General features: G+C 33.6%; 14 protein-coding genes. All 14 read left to right on the top strand.

Annotation, left to right across the window (positions count from 1 at the left end):
• Positions 1-38 precede the first annotated feature (38 nt).
• The 14 genes from sucC (at position 39) to frr (ending at position 15,280) form a co-directional block, all read left to right on the top strand.
• Positions 39-1,205 carry an ADP-forming succinate--CoA ligase subunit beta gene (gene sucC, locus LQ622_RS01205; RefSeq protein ID WP_025905313.1) on the top strand — a complete coding sequence of 389 codons (1,167 nt, stop codon included), beginning with the start codon at positions 39-41 and terminating at the stop codon, positions 1,203-1,205.
• Positions 1,206-1,222: 17 nt separating this feature from the next.
• The gene (gene sucD / locus LQ622_RS01200) at positions 1,223-2,131 is read left to right on the top strand and encodes a succinate--CoA ligase subunit alpha (RefSeq protein WP_025905314.1); all 909 of its coding nucleotides are present in this window, start codon (positions 1,223-1,225) and stop codon (positions 2,129-2,131) included.
• 178 nt (positions 2,132-2,309) lie between these two features.
• Positions 2,310-3,209, top strand: a complete 900-nt coding sequence (locus LQ622_RS01195) for a nuclease-related domain-containing protein (protein WP_239774573.1) — start codon at positions 2,310-2,312, stop codon at positions 3,207-3,209.
• 523 nt (positions 3,210-3,732) lie between these two features.
• Positions 3,733-4,623 carry a DNA-processing protein DprA gene (gene dprA, locus LQ622_RS01190; RefSeq protein ID WP_204255129.1) on the top strand — a complete coding sequence of 297 codons (891 nt, stop codon included), beginning with the start codon at positions 3,733-3,735 and terminating at the stop codon, positions 4,621-4,623.
• A gap of 88 nt (positions 4,624-4,711) precedes the next feature.
• A complete protein-coding gene (gene topA / locus LQ622_RS01185) occupies positions 4,712-6,784 on the top strand; it encodes a type I DNA topoisomerase (protein ID WP_239774572.1) in 2,073 nt (690 codons plus the stop codon).
• A 185-nt stretch (positions 6,785-6,969) separates the two neighbouring features.
• On the top strand, positions 6,970-8,274 hold the full coding sequence (gene trmFO, locus LQ622_RS01180; RefSeq protein ID WP_025905318.1) for an FADH(2)-oxidizing methylenetetrahydrofolate--tRNA-(uracil(54)-C(5))-methyltransferase TrmFO: 1,305 nt from the start codon (positions 6,970-6,972) through the stop codon (positions 8,272-8,274).
• A 62-nt stretch (positions 8,275-8,336) separates the two neighbouring features.
• On the top strand, positions 8,337-9,218 hold the full coding sequence (xerC, locus tag LQ622_RS01175; RefSeq protein WP_239774571.1) for a tyrosine recombinase XerC: 882 nt from the start codon (positions 8,337-8,339) through the stop codon (positions 9,216-9,218).
• Between the two features lie 13 nt (positions 9,219-9,231).
• Positions 9,232-9,774, top strand: a complete 543-nt coding sequence (gene hslV, locus LQ622_RS01170; RefSeq protein ID WP_037560086.1) for an ATP-dependent protease subunit HslV — start codon at positions 9,232-9,234, stop codon at positions 9,772-9,774.
• A 37-nt stretch (positions 9,775-9,811) separates the two neighbouring features.
• Positions 9,812-11,194 carry an ATP-dependent protease ATPase subunit HslU gene (gene hslU / locus LQ622_RS01165; RefSeq protein ID WP_481817261.1) on the top strand — a complete coding sequence of 461 codons (1,383 nt, stop codon included), beginning with the start codon at positions 9,812-9,814 and terminating at the stop codon, positions 11,192-11,194.
• Positions 11,195-11,212: 18 nt separating this feature from the next.
• Complete coding sequence (codY, locus tag LQ622_RS01160; protein ID WP_025905322.1) at positions 11,213-11,986, top strand: GTP-sensing pleiotropic transcriptional regulator CodY; 774 nt, start codon at positions 11,213-11,215, stop codon at positions 11,984-11,986.
• Between the two features lie 157 nt (positions 11,987-12,143).
• The gene (rpsB, locus tag LQ622_RS01155) at positions 12,144-12,920 is read left to right on the top strand and encodes a 30S ribosomal protein S2 (RefSeq protein WP_025905323.1); all 777 of its coding nucleotides are present in this window, start codon (positions 12,144-12,146) and stop codon (positions 12,918-12,920) included.
• Between the two features lie 93 nt (positions 12,921-13,013).
• Complete coding sequence (gene tsf, locus LQ622_RS01150; RefSeq protein ID WP_185805765.1) at positions 13,014-13,901, top strand: translation elongation factor Ts; 888 nt, start codon at positions 13,014-13,016, stop codon at positions 13,899-13,901.
• Positions 13,902-13,985: 84 nt separating this feature from the next.
• Positions 13,986-14,708 (top strand): UMP kinase, encoded by a 723-nt coding sequence (pyrH, locus tag LQ622_RS01145; RefSeq protein ID WP_025905325.1) that lies wholly within the window; start codon positions 13,986-13,988, stop codon positions 14,706-14,708.
• A 17-nt stretch (positions 14,709-14,725) separates the two neighbouring features.
• A complete protein-coding gene (frr, locus tag LQ622_RS01140) occupies positions 14,726-15,280 on the top strand; it encodes a ribosome recycling factor (protein WP_037587780.1) in 555 nt (184 codons plus the stop codon).
• The last annotated feature ends 18 nt before the right edge of the window (positions 15,281-15,298 follow it).

The raw sequence follows: 15,298 nt of genomic DNA, 5'->3' as shown, positions 1-15,298 counted from the left end.
GTAAGCAAACATTATTGTATGTATTAGGAGGATGGAGAATGAATATCCATGAGTATCAAGGTAAAGAGATTTTTCGCTCTATGGGCGTAGCTGTACCTAATGGTTCAGTGGCTTTTTCACCTGCTGAAGCAGTAGAAAAAGCGAAAGAATTAGATTCAAATGTATATGTTGTTAAAGCGCAAATCCATGCTGGTGGACGTGGTAAAGCTGGTGGCGTTAAAATTGCTAAATCAATTGATGAAGTACGTGAATATGCTAAAGAATTATTAGGCAAAGTACTTGTTACACATCAAACTGGCCCTGAAGGTAAAGAAGTAAAACGTCTTCTTATCGAAGAAGGATGCGATATTCAAAAAGAATATTACATTGGGTTCGTTATCGATAGAGCTACAGACAGAATTACTTTAATGGCTTCTGAAGAAGGCGGAACTGAAATTGAAGAAGTTGCAGCAGCAACACCTGAAAAAATCTTCAAAGAAGTGATTGATCCTGTTACTGGATTAATGCCTTACCAAGCTAGAAGAATAGCATTTAATATTAACATCCCTAAAGAATCAGTTAACAAAGCTGTTAAATTAATGATGTCTTTATATAATGTGTTTGTAGAAAAAGACTGCTCAATTGTTGAAATTAACCCACTTGTTACAACAGGTAGTGGTGAAGTATTAGCACTTGATGCAAAAGTAAACTTCGATGATAATGCTTTATTTAGACATAAAGATATCGTTGAAATGCGTGATTTAGAAGAAGAAGATGAAAAAGAAATCGAAGCTTCTAAATACGACTTATCTTATATCGCACTAGATGGAAACATTGGTTGTATGGTAAACGGAGCTGGCTTAGCTATGGCTACGATGGATACAATTAATCACTTTGGCGGTAATCCGGCTAACTTCCTTGACGTTGGGGGCGGCGCAACAAAAGAAAAAGTTACTGAAGCATTCAAAATCATCTTAGGTGATTCACAAGTTGAAGGTATCTTTGTAAATATCTTCGGTGGAATCATGAAATGTGATGTCATTGCTGAAGGTATCGTAGCTGCTGCTAAAGAAGTTGAATTAGATATGCCTTTAGTTGTAAGACTTGAAGGTACTAATGTTGAACAAGGTAAACAAATCTTAAAAGAATCTGGTTTAGCAATCGAGCCAGCATCTATCATGGCTGATGGTGCTCAAAAAATTGTTAAATTAGTTCAAGAACGATAAGAAAGGCGGAGAGTTACGTGAGTGTATACATCGATAAAAATACAAAAGTATTAGTTCAAGGTATTACGGGTGCAACAGCACTTTTCCATACTAAACAAATGCTAGAATACGGTACTCAAATCGTTGCTGGGGTAACACCTGGTAAAGGTGGGCAAGTGGTTGAAGGTGTACCAGTATTTAACACTATAGAAGAAGCAGTCGCTGAAACTGGCGCAACTGTTTCAGTAATATATGTACCAGCTCCATTTGCGGCTGATGCAATTATTGAAAGTGCAGATGCTGAATTAGACTTAGCTATTTGTATCACAGAACATATTCCTGTTATTGATATGATTAAAGTTAAGAGATACTTAGAAGGTAAGAAAACTCGCTTAGTAGGACCAAACTGTCCTGGTGTGATCACTGCAGATGAATGTAAAATTGGTATTATGCCTGGTTACATCCATAAAAAAGGTCACGTAGGCGTAGTTTCACGTTCAGGTACATTAACATATGAAGCGGTTCATCAATTAACTCAAGCTGGTATCGGTCAAACGACAGCAGTTGGTATTGGTGGAGACCCAGTTAATGGTACAGACTTCATTGATGTATTAAAAGCATTTAATGAAGACGACGAAACATATGCAGTTGTTATGATTGGTGAAATCGGTGGTACTGCTGAAGAAGAAGCAGCTGAATGGATTAAAGCTAACATGACAAAACCAGTAGTAGGATTCATTGGTGGTCAAACAGCACCTCCAGGAAAACGTATGGGTCACGCTGGTGCAATTATTTCAGGCGGTAAAGGTACTGCATCTGAAAAAATCAAAACTTTAAATGACTGTGGTATTGATACAGCAGATACACCATCTGTTATCGCTGAAACACTTATAAACCGTATTAAAAAAGAAGACGGTTTATACGAAAAATGTCTAACAGTTAAATAATAACCATATATATAAGTACAGTGTCTTTCTACAATAGAAAAGCACTGTGCTTATTTGGTGTTTTAATTTATATATCCCACTAGTGAACTGAATTTTAGTTTGTTAGTGGTTTTTTTGTAGACAATATTAAATGCATAAACTATAATATATGTAAAATATTAACAAACAGGAGTGAGGCATGAAATTTAACGATGAAACAGCATATGTAAATGCAATAACATCAAGATTAAATGAAGACAGTCATGATTTTGAAATCATGAATATATTTAAAGGTTATGAAGGCGAACAACTAGTAGAAAATCTACTAAAGCGACAACACCAAATTGTGTTTAGCCATAATCTTGAATTTGTATCTTCAAATGCAGTACAAATAGATTTTTTAATCATACATAACAGTCAAATAAGTATATTAGAAGTTAAACACTACTATGGCGATTTCGAAATCTATGACAACTATATAAAGAGTTCTTATAATAAACGTTACACATCACCATTTGTCCAATTATACAAAGCTAAAAGTACCCTCCAATCAATACTTCAAGAAATAAAACTAAACTTACCAATAAATCACTATTTAGTATTTTCAAATCCCACATTTACACTAAGAAACCACATACCAAACCGCTCGCAAGTACTATTGCGCTCTGAATTTTATAAATTTCCAAAACTATTTCAATCTCAACAAATTGAAAAAGATAGACAAATACTTCAGCGAATTTTAGCTAAGCAGCAAATATTTTCTCATAGATTTAAACCAGTCGAAAGAGTCGCTTTTAATAAGATAACTAAAGGTATAAAATGTCCAGAATGTAAAAAGTTACATACTATTATAATTGAAGAAAAGAAGAAGATTATACCTTGTACAAATTGTTTGAAAAATTTTAGAAGAGTGGAAATTTACTATTTCAACATAATGGAACTAGCCATAATAAAAGGAAAAGAAGGATTTACAATACCAGAAGCAGTTGAATGGTGTGAGGCGAATAATGTTCAAACTGTAAAAAGAATATGCAATCAACATTTTAAGAGTAAAGGTCAAAGGTATAAGACGTATTATTTAGAAGAATTTATTAGGTGATGCGGTGCTAACGATCAAGACTGAAAAACAAGATCGTTAGAAATTCTAACGCTCAAGAAACTAACACAAGATCGTTAGCCGTCAAAAAATTTAAAAAACGAGGGGTGACCGTCGTGCTAACGATCAAGACTGAGAAACAAGATCGTTAGAAATTCTAACGGTCAAGAAACCAAAACAAGATCGTTAGCCGTTAAAAATTTTGAAAAATGAGTAGTGAGCCCCGCGCTAACGATCAAGACTAAAAAACAAGATCGTTAGAAATTCTAACGCTCAAGAAAGTAAAACAAGATCGTTAGCCGTTAAAAAAATTAAAAAAAGAGGAGTAACCCCCGCGCTAACGATCAAGACTGAGAAACAAGATCGTTAGCCGTTAAAAATATAAAAAAATGAGTAGTGAACCCCGCGCTAACGATTAAGACTGAAAAACAAGATCGTTAGAAATTCTAACGCTCAACAAACCAAAACAAGATCGTTAGCCGCCAGCCAAAACAGAAAAAATCTACATTATAAGAGGTGTACATTTATGAATGATTATCAACAATCGATTTTAAAATTAATTTACAGTGGTTTTACGACTAATCAAATTCACAAGATGATTCGTTATGATCCTGAGTTAAATTTTCTTTCATATAGAACTGCTTTTATTGATTTTGTATATAAAAGTGGTTTTAAAGAGAGAACAATATTAACGATGTATCACAAATATAATGATAGTCATATAGATAAAATACGTTCTTCATTAAAGAAAAGAAATATTCAAATGGTGTTTTCTGATGAGGATTGTTATCCAACTTTATTGAAGGAAATTTATGATTATCCGCTTGTACTTTTTGGAATGGGTAATATGTCGTTATTGCAAAATAAACAAAAATTGGCTATAGTCGGTTCAAGGAAGGCTACTCAATATTCAGAACAAATTTGTGATGCTATCGTCCCAGAACTGGTTAAGTCTCATATTACAGTTGTTTCTGGAATGGCTATGGGAGCAGATTATTTTGCACATTTAAAAGCGATAGAGTATAGTGGTCAAACTATAGGTGTTGCTGCATTTGGTTTAGATTACCATTATCCTAAAGCGACACAATATATAAGTGAACTGATGCGTAAAAATCATCTTGTTATATCTGAGTATTATCCAACAACGAAAGTTCAAAAATGGCGTTTCCCAGAAAGAAATCGTATTATTAGTGGATTGTCACAAGGTGTATTAGTAACTGAAGCAAATGAACGTAGTGGTTCTTTAATCACGATAGACTTGGCATTGGAACAAAATAGAAATGTATATTGTTGCCCGGGCACGATTTTTCAATCTCTAAGCAAAGGTGGCAATAATAGAATAAAAGAAGGTGCCAAGCTCGTACAAAATGCTCAAGATATCATTGAGGATTATTGTATATTTACTGAACAAAAATAAATTTTATAAAATGTTTTAATTGACAAAGCTGAATTTATCAGTTTATCATTTACATTTGTAATCAATAGAATAGCAAGGGGGACTTACTTTGGCAGAAAATCTTGTCATCGTTGAATCGCCCGCAAAAGCAAAAACCATTGAAAAATATTTAGGAAAAAAATATAAAGTCGTTGCATCTATGGGGCATGTTAGAGATTTACCTCGTAGTCAAATGGGCGTAGATGTTGAAAATAATTATGAACCTAGATATATTACGATTCGCGGCAAAGGGCCAGTTGTAAAAGATTTAAAACGCTATGCAAAAAAAGCAAAAAACGTTTATCTCGCAAGTGACCCCGATCGTGAAGGTGAAGCAATTGCGTGGCATTTAGCACATATATTAGATATAGATGAAAATAAAAAATCAAGAGTCGTATTTAACGAAATTACAAAAGATGCAGTAAAAGATAGTTTTAAGCATCCTAGAGAAATTGAACATGAGTTAGTTGATGCACAACAAGCAAGACGTGTACTAGATAGACTTGTTGGGTATAATATTTCTCCAGTGTTATGGAAAAAAGTTAAAAAAGGTTTATCGGCAGGTCGAGTACAATCTGTTGCATTAAGACTCGTTATAGATCGTGAAAACGAAATTAATAATTTTAATCCAGAAGAATACTGGACTATTGAAGGTTTATTTAAACATAAAACTAAAACATTTAGTGCGAAGTTTTTACATGAGAAAAGTAAACCCGTTAAATTAAAAAATGAAAAAGACGTACAAAAAATTACAACACAATTAGATGGGGATAAATTTGAAGTTACGCAAGTTACTAAGAAAGAAAAATTAAGATATCCTGCGAAATCATTTACAACTTCATCTTTACAACAAGAAGCATCACGTAAGTTGAATTTTAAAGCTAGAAAAACAATGATGTTAGCACAACAATTATACGAAGGTATAGATTTGAAAAAACAAGGTACTGTTGGTTTGATTACGTATATGAGAACGGACTCTACACGTATAGCTGATAGTGCTCAAGCTGAAGCAGCATCATTTATTGAAAAAGAGTACGGTAAAGAGTATTTATCTAAAACAAAAGCAGCAAAAGGTAAACAAGGCGCACAAGATGCCCATGAAGCAGTTAGACCGACAAGTGTGGAACGTACACCAGATCAGATGAAAACATTCTTATCTAGAGATCAATATCGATTATATAAATTGATTTGGGAACGTTTTATGGCAAGTCAAATGGCACCTGCTATTGCTGATACAGTTGCAGCAGATATTACACAAGGCGATTTGAAATTCAGAGCAAATGGTCAAACAATCAAATTTAAAGGTTTCATGAAAGTATATGTTGAAGCTAAAGATGATACTGATGAAGAAAAAGAAGGTAAATTACCACCGTTAGAAAAAGGTGATATCGTTACGGCTGAGAAAATCGATCCAAAACAACATTTCACTCAACCACCACCACGATACACTGAAGCACGATTGGTTAAAACTTTAGAAGAATTAAAAATCGGTAGACCTTCAACTTATGCACCTACAATCGATACGATTCAAAAAAGAAACTACGTAAAATTAGACCAGAAAAGATTTGTGCCTACAGAGTTAGGAGAAATCGTGCATGAGTCAGTTAAAGAATACTTCCCTGAAATTATCGATGTTGATTTTACAGTTAACATGGAAACATTGCTAGATAAAGTAGCAGATGGCGAAATTGAGTGGAAGAAAGTCATAGATATGTTCTATGAAAACTTTAAAATCGATGTAGCAAGAGCAGAAGAAGAAATGGAGAAAATTGAAATCAAAGATGAACCAGCTGGTGAGGATTGCGAATTATGTGGTTCACCAATGGTTTATAAAATGGGCCGATACGGTAAGTTTATGGCTTGTTCAAATTTCCCAGATTGTAGAAATACGAAAGCAATCATTAAAACGATTGGCGTTAAATGCCCTAAATGTAAAGAGGGCGAAGTTGTCGAACGTAAATCTAAAAAGAATAGAGTATTCTATGGTTGTTCAAGATACCCAGAATGTGATTATACATCATGGGATAAACCTTTAGATCGTTCATGTCCTAAATGTGAAACAGTACTTGTTGAACGTAAAAAAGGAAAAACAGCTCAAGTTATATGTCCAAATTGTGATTATAAAGAGCAAGAACAAAAATAGTTATAATACAGTGCAAAAAGTTATTTTAATGATAACTTTTTGCACTTGTTTTTTGATTTAATGTTTTAATAGTAAAACGTCACTAATTTTTAAAATTTATCATCACTTTATCATTTGATTAAATTCAGATTTGTTATACAATTCAATATGGAATAAAAAATTCGAAAATCAAGGAGGCATAAATAATGACTTCAATAAATGTTATCGGTGCTGGATTAGCAGGTTCAGAAGCGGCATATCAAATTGCCAAGAGAGGATTCAATGTTAATCTATATGAAATGAGACCGGTAAAACAAACACCAGCGCATCATACAGATAAATTTGCAGAACTTGTATGTTCTAATTCTTTAAGAGGTAATCAGTTAACAAATGCTGTCGGTGTCTTAAAAGAAGAAATGAGACAATTAGATTCATTAATTATAAAAGCAGCAGATAATGCGCGTGTACCAGCGGGAGGTGCACTTGCTGTCGATCGACATGATTTTGCGGGATACATTACAGATACGCTTAAGAATCATCCGAATATTACTGTAAAAAATGAAGAAATAACTGAGATTCCTGATGGACCAACAATTATTGCAACAGGTCCTTTAACGACAGAAAGTTTAACGAAACAAATTATGAATATTACAGGTGAAGAACAACTGTACTTCTATGATGCAGCTGCACCAATTATTGAAAAAGAATCTATTAACATGGATAAAGTATATTTGAAATCACGCTATGACAAAGGTGATGCAGCATACTTGAATTGTCCAATGACTGAAGAAGAATTCAATACTTTTTATGATGCACTTATAAATGCTGAAGTTGTACCTTTAAAAGAATTCGAAAAAGAAATTTATTTTGAAGGTTGTATGCCATTTGAAGTAATGGCTGAACGTGGTAAGAAAACTTTATTATTTGGTCCTATGAAGCCTGTAGGTTTAGAAGATCCTAAAACTGGTAAAAGACCATATGCAGTTGTTCAATTACGACAAGATGACGCAGCTGGAACGTTATATAATATTGTAGGTTTCCAAACACATCTAAAATGGGGCGCGCAAAAAGAAGTTATTTCGCTAATTCCTGGATTAGAAAATGTTGATATCGTACGTTACGGCGTGATGCATCGAAATACATTTATTAATTCACCAAACGCGCTTAAAGAAACGTATCAATTAAAATCAAGAGAAGATTTATTCTTTGCTGGTCAAATGACTGGTGTAGAAGGATATGTTGAAAGTGCAGCGAGTGGACTGATTGCAGGAATTAATGCGAGTAAACTCGTTTCAGGACTTGACCCAATTGTTTTCCCTAGAGAAACAGTAATCGGAAGTATGGCTTATTACATTACACATGCGAATAATAATAAGAACTTCCAACCAATGAATGCGAACTTTGGTTTGTTACCTACATTAGAAAAACGTATTAAAGATAAGAAAGAACGATATGAAACACTTGCAAATCGTGCATTAAAACATTTAGATTCATTTAAAGTAATGCTTTAGTAAATTATTTTAAGATTTTTTAGAATTGTGATACAATTCAGATAAAATGGGAGGAATGAGTTATGGTACATACAATTGAACAACAGTTTGTTGATATGTTAACTTATGAAAAACATTTTTCCACCCATACTTTAAATGCATATCAACTTGATTTGAATGAATTTAATGATTTTTTACAATCAGAACATTTATCTTTAGAATCATTTGAATATAAAGATGCAAGGAGATACCTTGCGTTTTTGTATAATAAAGGACATAAAAGGACGAGTGTTTCGCGTAAAATTTCTACATTAAGATCTTTATATCAATATTGGATGAGTGTTGATAGCGAAATTCAGAATCCATTTATTCAACTTGTACATCCAAAAAAAGAACATCATTTACCAAGCTTTTTCTATGAAGAAGAAATGGAAAAGCTATTTAAAACACTTGATGATGGTAAAAAAACGAATATAAGAGATCGCGTCATTCTTGAGTTGCTTTATGCGACAGGTATTCGAGTGTCAGAATTAGTTCATATTCAAATGAGTGATATTGATTTGAATTATGCATTTGTCAAAGTGCTAGGTAAAGGGAATAAAGAACGTATCGTTCCATTTGGAGAGTATTGTCAAAGTGCAATCGTTGACTATATTGAACAATTTAGAAGTCAGATGCATTTAGATCATGATTTCTTGATAGTAAACATGAGAGGTAAACCTATAACTGAACGTGGTGTAAGATATGCACTCAACGAAATTGTTAAGAGAACGCAAGGTGTGTATCATATTCATCCTCATAAATTAAGGCATACTTTTGCAACACATTTGCTAAATCAAGGAGCCGATATGAGAAGTGTTCAAAGTTTACTGGGACATGAAAGTTTATCAACGACAAGTCAATATACACATGTTACAAAAGATCAATTAAGAAAAGTATACTTATCAGCACATCCACGTGCGTAAAGGAGATTTGATAATGAGTTCTTCATTACATGCTACAACTATATTTGCAATAAGACATAATGGTCATTCTGCAATGGCAGGTGACGGTCAAGTTACATTAGGTGAGCAAGTCATCATGAAACAAACAGCAAGAAAAGTTAGAAGATTATATCATGATAAAGTTGTTGCTGGTTTCGCTGGCAGCGTTGCAGACGCATTTACTTTATTCGAAAAATTTGAAGTTAAATTACAAGAATATAGCGGTAATTTAACGCGAGCTGCAGTTGAGCTTGCTCAAGAATGGCGTGGAGATAAAATGTTACGTCAACTTGAAGCGATGCTCATTGTTATGAATGAGACGGATTTATTAGTCGTAAGTGGTACTGGAGAAGTGATTGAGCCAGATGATGGTATCATTGCTATTGGTTCTGGTGGTAATTACGCTTTAAGTGCTGGTAGAGCGCTTAAGTCATATGCACCTCATTTATCGGCTAAAGAAATTGCAGAAGCTTCACTTAATACAGCTGCAGATATTTGTGTGTTTACAAACCATGAAATAAAAGTTGAAGAAATATAATTGGAGGGGTTTAAGGTTGTCACAAAATCAATTAAAAATGACACCGCATGATATCGTTGATCGATTAAATGATCATATCATTGGTCAACAAGATGCTAAACGTAAAGTAGCAATTGCTCTAAGAAATCGCTATAGACGAAGTTTATTAGATGAACAACTTAGAAACGAAATCATACCTAAAAACATTCTCATGATAGGTCCTACAGGTGTAGGTAAGACTGAAATAGCTAGAAGAATGGCTAGATTAGTTGGTGCACCTTTTGTAAAAGTAGAAGCTACTAAATTTACTGAAGTAGGTTATGTAGGTCGAGATGTTGAAAGTATGATACGTGACCTTGTTGAAGTTGGTCGTCGACTTGTTAAAGAAGAAAAGAAAAAAGGCGTACTTGATGAGGCAACTCAAAAAGCTAATGAAAAATTAGTGAAATTGCTTGTGCCAAGCATGAAGAAAAAAGCACAAAGTAATAGTAATAATCCGTTAGAGTCATTATTTGGTGGACAATTCCCGAACTTCAATCAACAAGAAGAAGTTGAAGAAACACCAACTGAAGAGATAAAAACAAAACGTGAAGATATTAAAAAACAATTATTAAACGGTGAACTTGAAGAAGAAATCGTTAAAATAAAAGTAGAACAAGAACAACAAACACTTGGCATGATGAGTATGGAAAATAACCCTCAAATGCAAGATATGCTTAGCCAAATGATGCCTAAGAAAAAAGTTGAAAGAAACTTGCCAGTTAAATCAGCACGAAAAATTTTAACAGATGAGATTGCGAATGAATTGATTGATCAAGAGTCAGTTAACGAAGAAGCAATTCAATTAACTGAACAAATGGGCATGGTATTCATCGATGAAATCGATAAAATTGCTGTGAGCAACAGTAACGGTGGACAAGATGTATCTCGACAAGGTGTACAAAGAGATATTTTACCAATTGTTGAAGGTAGTGTCGTTCAAACGAAATATGGTTCAATTAATACTGAGCACATTTTATTTATTGGTGCAGGTGCATTCCATATGTCTAAACCAAGTGATTTAATACCTGAGTTACAAGGTAGATTTCCAATTCGTGTTGAATTAGATAGTTTAACTACTGAAGATTTCGTTAAAATTTTAAAAGAACCGAAACAATCGCTTCTTGATCAATACAAAGCATTGTTGGAAACTGAGATGGTGACAATCAACTTTACAGATGAAGCCATTAATCGTTTAGCTGAAATTGCTTTTCAAGTTAACCAAGAGACAGATAATATCGGTGCAAGAAGACTGCATACTATACTTGAAAAAATGCTAGAAGATCTTTCTTTTGAAGCTTCAAATATGCCAAATGCAGTTGTAGATATAACACCTGAATATGTTAATCAAAAATTAGAATCTATTGCGACAAATAAAGATTTAAGCGCGTTTATTCTATAAAAAAGGAGAAAAAATTAAATGAGTTTATTATCAAAGACAAGAGAATTAAATACGTTATTACAAAAGCATAAAGGTATTGCTGTAGACTTTAAAGATATGGCTAAAACTATCAGTGATGTAACGGTGACAAACGTATTCATCGTATCAAGAAGAGGTAAAATTTTAGGTTCAAGTTTAAATGAATTATTAAGCAATGAACGTATTATCAAAATGTTAGAAGACAGACATATTCCTAAAGAATATACTGATCAATTAATGCATGTAGAACAAACGAAATCAAATATCGGTATTGAAGAAGTATTAACTGTATTCCCACCAGAAAATAAAGAATTATTCGTTGATAGTCAAACAACAATTTTCCCAATCCTTGGTGGTGGTGAACGTTTAGGTACATTAGTAGTTGGACGTGTATCTCAAGATTTCAATGACAACGATTTAGTACTTGGTGAATATGCAGCTACTGTTATTGGTATGGAAATATTAAGAGAAAAACATAATGAAATTGAACAAGAAGCTAGAGATAAAGCAGCAATCAATATGGCAATTAATTCACTTTCATATTCAGAAAGAGAAGCGATTGAACATATCTTTGAAGAACTTGGTGCACCTGAAGGTTTATTAGTTGCTTCTAAAGTTGCTGATAGAGTAGGTATTACAAGATCAGTTATCGTCAATGCATTAAGAAAATTAGAAAGTGCTGGCGTAATTGAATCTCGTTCTTTAGGTATGAAGGGTACATTCATTAGAATTAAAAAAGAAAAATTCTTAGATGAGTTAGGATTATCTAAATAAAATACTTGATGAACAGAATAAGATATGATATATTTGAAAACGGCTATAAAAGCCAAATTCACACATAATCACGAAAATTATGGATTGGTGCAACTTAACTAAGTTGTTTCTATAATAAGTGTTTATGGCGGAATAAAACCAATTAGGAGGAATTATCATGGCAGTTATCTCAATGAAACAATTGCTTGAAGCAGGTGTTCACTTCGGTCACCAAACACGCCGTTGGAACCCAAAAATGAAAAAATACATTTTCACAGAAAGAAACGGTATCTACATTATCGATTTACAAAAAACAGTTAAAAAAGTTGACGAAGCATACAACTTTATTAAATCTGTTTCTGAAGAAGGCGGTAAAGTATTATTCGTAGGTACTAAAAAACAAGCACAAGAGTCAGTTAAAGAAGAAGCTGAACGTGCTGGACACTACTACATTAACCAAAGATGGTTAGGTGGTATCTTAACTAACTATAAAACAATCTCTAAACGTGTAAAACGTATTTCTGAAATTGAAAAAATGGAAGAAGACGGTACGTTTGATGTATTACCTAAAAAAGAAGTTGTAGAACTTAAAAAAGAATATAACCGTTTAATCAAATTCTTAGGCGGTATTCGTGATATGAAATCAATGCCTCAAGCATTATTCGTAGTAGACCCTCGTAAAGAGCGTAATGCGATTGCTGAAGCACGTAAATTAAACATTCCAATCGTTGGTATTGTTGATACAAACTGTGACCCAGATGAAATCGACTATGTTATCCCTGCGAACGATGATGCTATTCGTGCTGTTAAATTGTTAACTGGTAAAATGGCTGATGCTATTTTAGAAGGTCAACAAGGCGTTTCAAATGAAGATGTTGCTGAAGAGCAAAACATCGACTTAAACGAAACAGAACAAGCACCTGAAGAAGAATCAACTGAAACTACTGAAGCATAATTTCAAAAAGGTGATAAGGTTCTATAACTTATCACCTTTTTTTAGAAAGATTTAAGATAAACAATATATTATTTGAATAAATGGAGGAATTAGATTATGGCTATTTCAGCTAAACTTGTTAAAGAACTACGTGAAAAAACTGGCGCAGGTATGATGGACTGTAAAAAAGCTTTAACAGAAACTGATGGTGACATCGATAAAGCGGTAGATTACTTACGTGAAAAAGGTATCGCTAAAGCTGCTAAGAAAGCAGACCGTATTGCTGCAGAAGGTACTACTTTTGTTGCATCTAAAGGTAACGATGCAGTAATTCTTGAATTAAACTCAGAAACTGACTTCGTTGCTCGTAACGAAGGTTTCCAAAACTTAGTTAAAGAAATGGCTGATCATATTCTTGATGTTAAACCAGCTGATGTTGATGCATTAAACGCTTCAAAATTAGCTAGTGGTCAAACTGTTGAAGAAAAAATGAACGAAGCTATCTCTACTATTGGTGAAAAATTAACTTTACGTAGATTTACATTAAAAACAAAAACTGATAACGATTCATTCGGTGAGTACTTACACATGGGTGGACGTATTGGTGTATTAACTGTTGTTGAAGGTTCAACAAATGAAGAAGCAGCTAAAGACGTTGCTATGCACATCGCTGCATTAAACCCTAAATTTGTTTCTCGTGACCAAGTATCTGAAGAAGAATTAGCTCACGAAAAAGAAATTTTAAAACAACAAGCTTTAAATGAAGGTAAACCTGAAAATATCGTTGAAAAAATGGTTGAAGGTAGAATGCGTAAATATTTAGAAGAAATCTGTGCTGTTGACCAAGCATTCGTTAAAAATCCAGACCAAACTGTTGCTGAATTCTTAAAAACAGACGGTGGCGTGCTTGTAGATTTCGTTCGTTACGAAGTTGGGGAAGGTATCGAGAAACGTTCTGATAACTTTGCTGATGAAGTAAAAGGACAAATGAAAGGCAACTAAGATTGCTTTTTAGGAAGAAGACACGCTTTGTGTCTTCTTTCGTTATATATAAAGACCTAATTATAAGCATAGAGAGGGATCAAGATGACTAAGAATTCTAAATATAAACGCGTCGTATTAAAACTAAGTGGTGAAGCTTTAGCAGGAGATTCAGGCTTTGGCATTAACCCAGTCGTAATTAAAAGTATCGCTCAACAAGTGTCAGAAGTTGCTCAAATGGATTGCGAAGTTGCTGTAATCGTTGGTGGCGGAAACATTTGGAGAGGTAAAACTGGAAGCGATTTAGGTATGGATCGTGGAACAGCTGATTATATGGGCATGTTAGCCACTGTTATGAATGCTTTAGCATTACAAGATAGTTTAGAACAATTAGATTGTGATACTCGTGTATTAACTTCAATCGAAATGAAACAAGTTGCTGAACCATATATTAGAAGACGTGCGATTCGTCACTTAGAGAAAAAGAGGGTCGTTATATTTGCAGCGGGAATAGGGAATCCTTACTTCTCTACAGATACGACTGCAGCTTTAAGAGCAGCTGAAGTTGAGGCTGATGTTATCTTAATGGGTAAAAACAATGTTGATGGTGTTTATTCTGCTGACCCTAAAGTAGATCCTAAAGCAGAAAAATACGAAAGATTAACATATATTCAAATGTTACAAGAAGGATTACAAGTTATGGATTCAACTGCTTCATCATTCTGTATGGACAATGATATCCCACTTGTTGTATTCTCAATTATGGAAGAAGGAAATATTAAACGTGCTGTTCAAGGTGAAGAAATCGGTACGATTATTACAAAATAAACTTGAGGTGTAATTCCATGGCAGATGTTATTCAAGAAACGAAGTCAAAAATGAACAAAACTATTGAAAGTTTCAATAGAGATTTAGCTGGTATTAGAACTGGACATGCAAATGCGAATCTTTTAGAAAGAGTAAATGTTGAGTATTACGGTGTTCCAACACCTATTCAACAATTAGCAGGTATCTCAGTACCTGAAGCGCGTTTGTTAGTTGTTCAACCATATGACAAATCATCAGTTGATGATGTACTTAAAGCAATAAATGCTGCTAACTTAGGTGTTAATCCAACAAGTGATGGTACAGTTATTAGAATTTCAGTACCAGCATTAACTGAAGAACGCAGAAAAGAATTAGTAAAAGAAGCTAAAAAAGAAGCTGAAAATGCTAAAGTTGCAATTCGTAATGTTCGTCGTGATTCAAATGAAGATTTGAAGAAACAAGAAAAAAATGGCGAAATTACAGAAGATGATTTAAGAAATCAAACTGAAGAAGTTCAAAACATTACAAATGATTTCATCAAACAAATAGATGATTTAACGACTCAAAAAGAAAATGACATTTTGGAAGTTTAAAGATAAGAGCTGTACCAA

It is taken from the genome of Mammaliicoccus sp. N-M50, assembly GCF_022386995.1.
GTDB lineage: Bacteria > Bacillota > Bacilli > Staphylococcales > Staphylococcaceae > Mammaliicoccus > Mammaliicoccus sciuri_A.
Note: the sequence above shows the minus strand (reverse complement) of the source record. Positions and strands in the feature narration are given on the sequence as shown.

Bases quoted from the DNA above. Each gene is read 5' to 3' on its own strand.
- hslV (WP_037560086.1), top strand. From the start codon at position 9,232: ATGAGTTCTTCATTACATGCTACAACTATATTTGCAATAAGACATAAT.
- xerC (WP_239774571.1), top strand. From the start codon at position 8,337: ATGGTACATACAATTGAACAACAGTTTGTTGATATGTTAACTTATGAA.
- LQ622_RS01195 (WP_239774573.1), top strand. From the start codon at position 2,310: ATGAAATTTAACGATGAAACAGCATATGTAAATGCAATAACATCAAGA.
- frr (WP_037587780.1), top strand. From the start codon at position 14,726: ATGGCAGATGTTATTCAAGAAACGAAGTCAAAAATGAACAAAACTATT.
- rpsB (WP_025905323.1), top strand. From the start codon at position 12,144: ATGGCAGTTATCTCAATGAAACAATTGCTTGAAGCAGGTGTTCACTTC.
- dprA (WP_204255129.1), top strand. From the start codon at position 3,733: ATGAATGATTATCAACAATCGATTTTAAAATTAATTTACAGTGGTTTT.
- pyrH (WP_025905325.1), top strand. From the start codon at position 13,986: ATGACTAAGAATTCTAAATATAAACGCGTCGTATTAAAACTAAGTGGT.
- sucC (WP_025905313.1), top strand. From the start codon at position 39: ATGAATATCCATGAGTATCAAGGTAAAGAGATTTTTCGCTCTATGGGC.
- trmFO (WP_025905318.1), top strand. From the start codon at position 6,970: ATGACTTCAATAAATGTTATCGGTGCTGGATTAGCAGGTTCAGAAGCG.
- codY (WP_025905322.1), top strand. From the start codon at position 11,213: ATGAGTTTATTATCAAAGACAAGAGAATTAAATACGTTATTACAAAAG.
- hslU (WP_481817261.1), top strand. From the start codon at position 9,812: ATGACACCGCATGATATCGTTGATCGATTAAATGATCATATCATTGGT.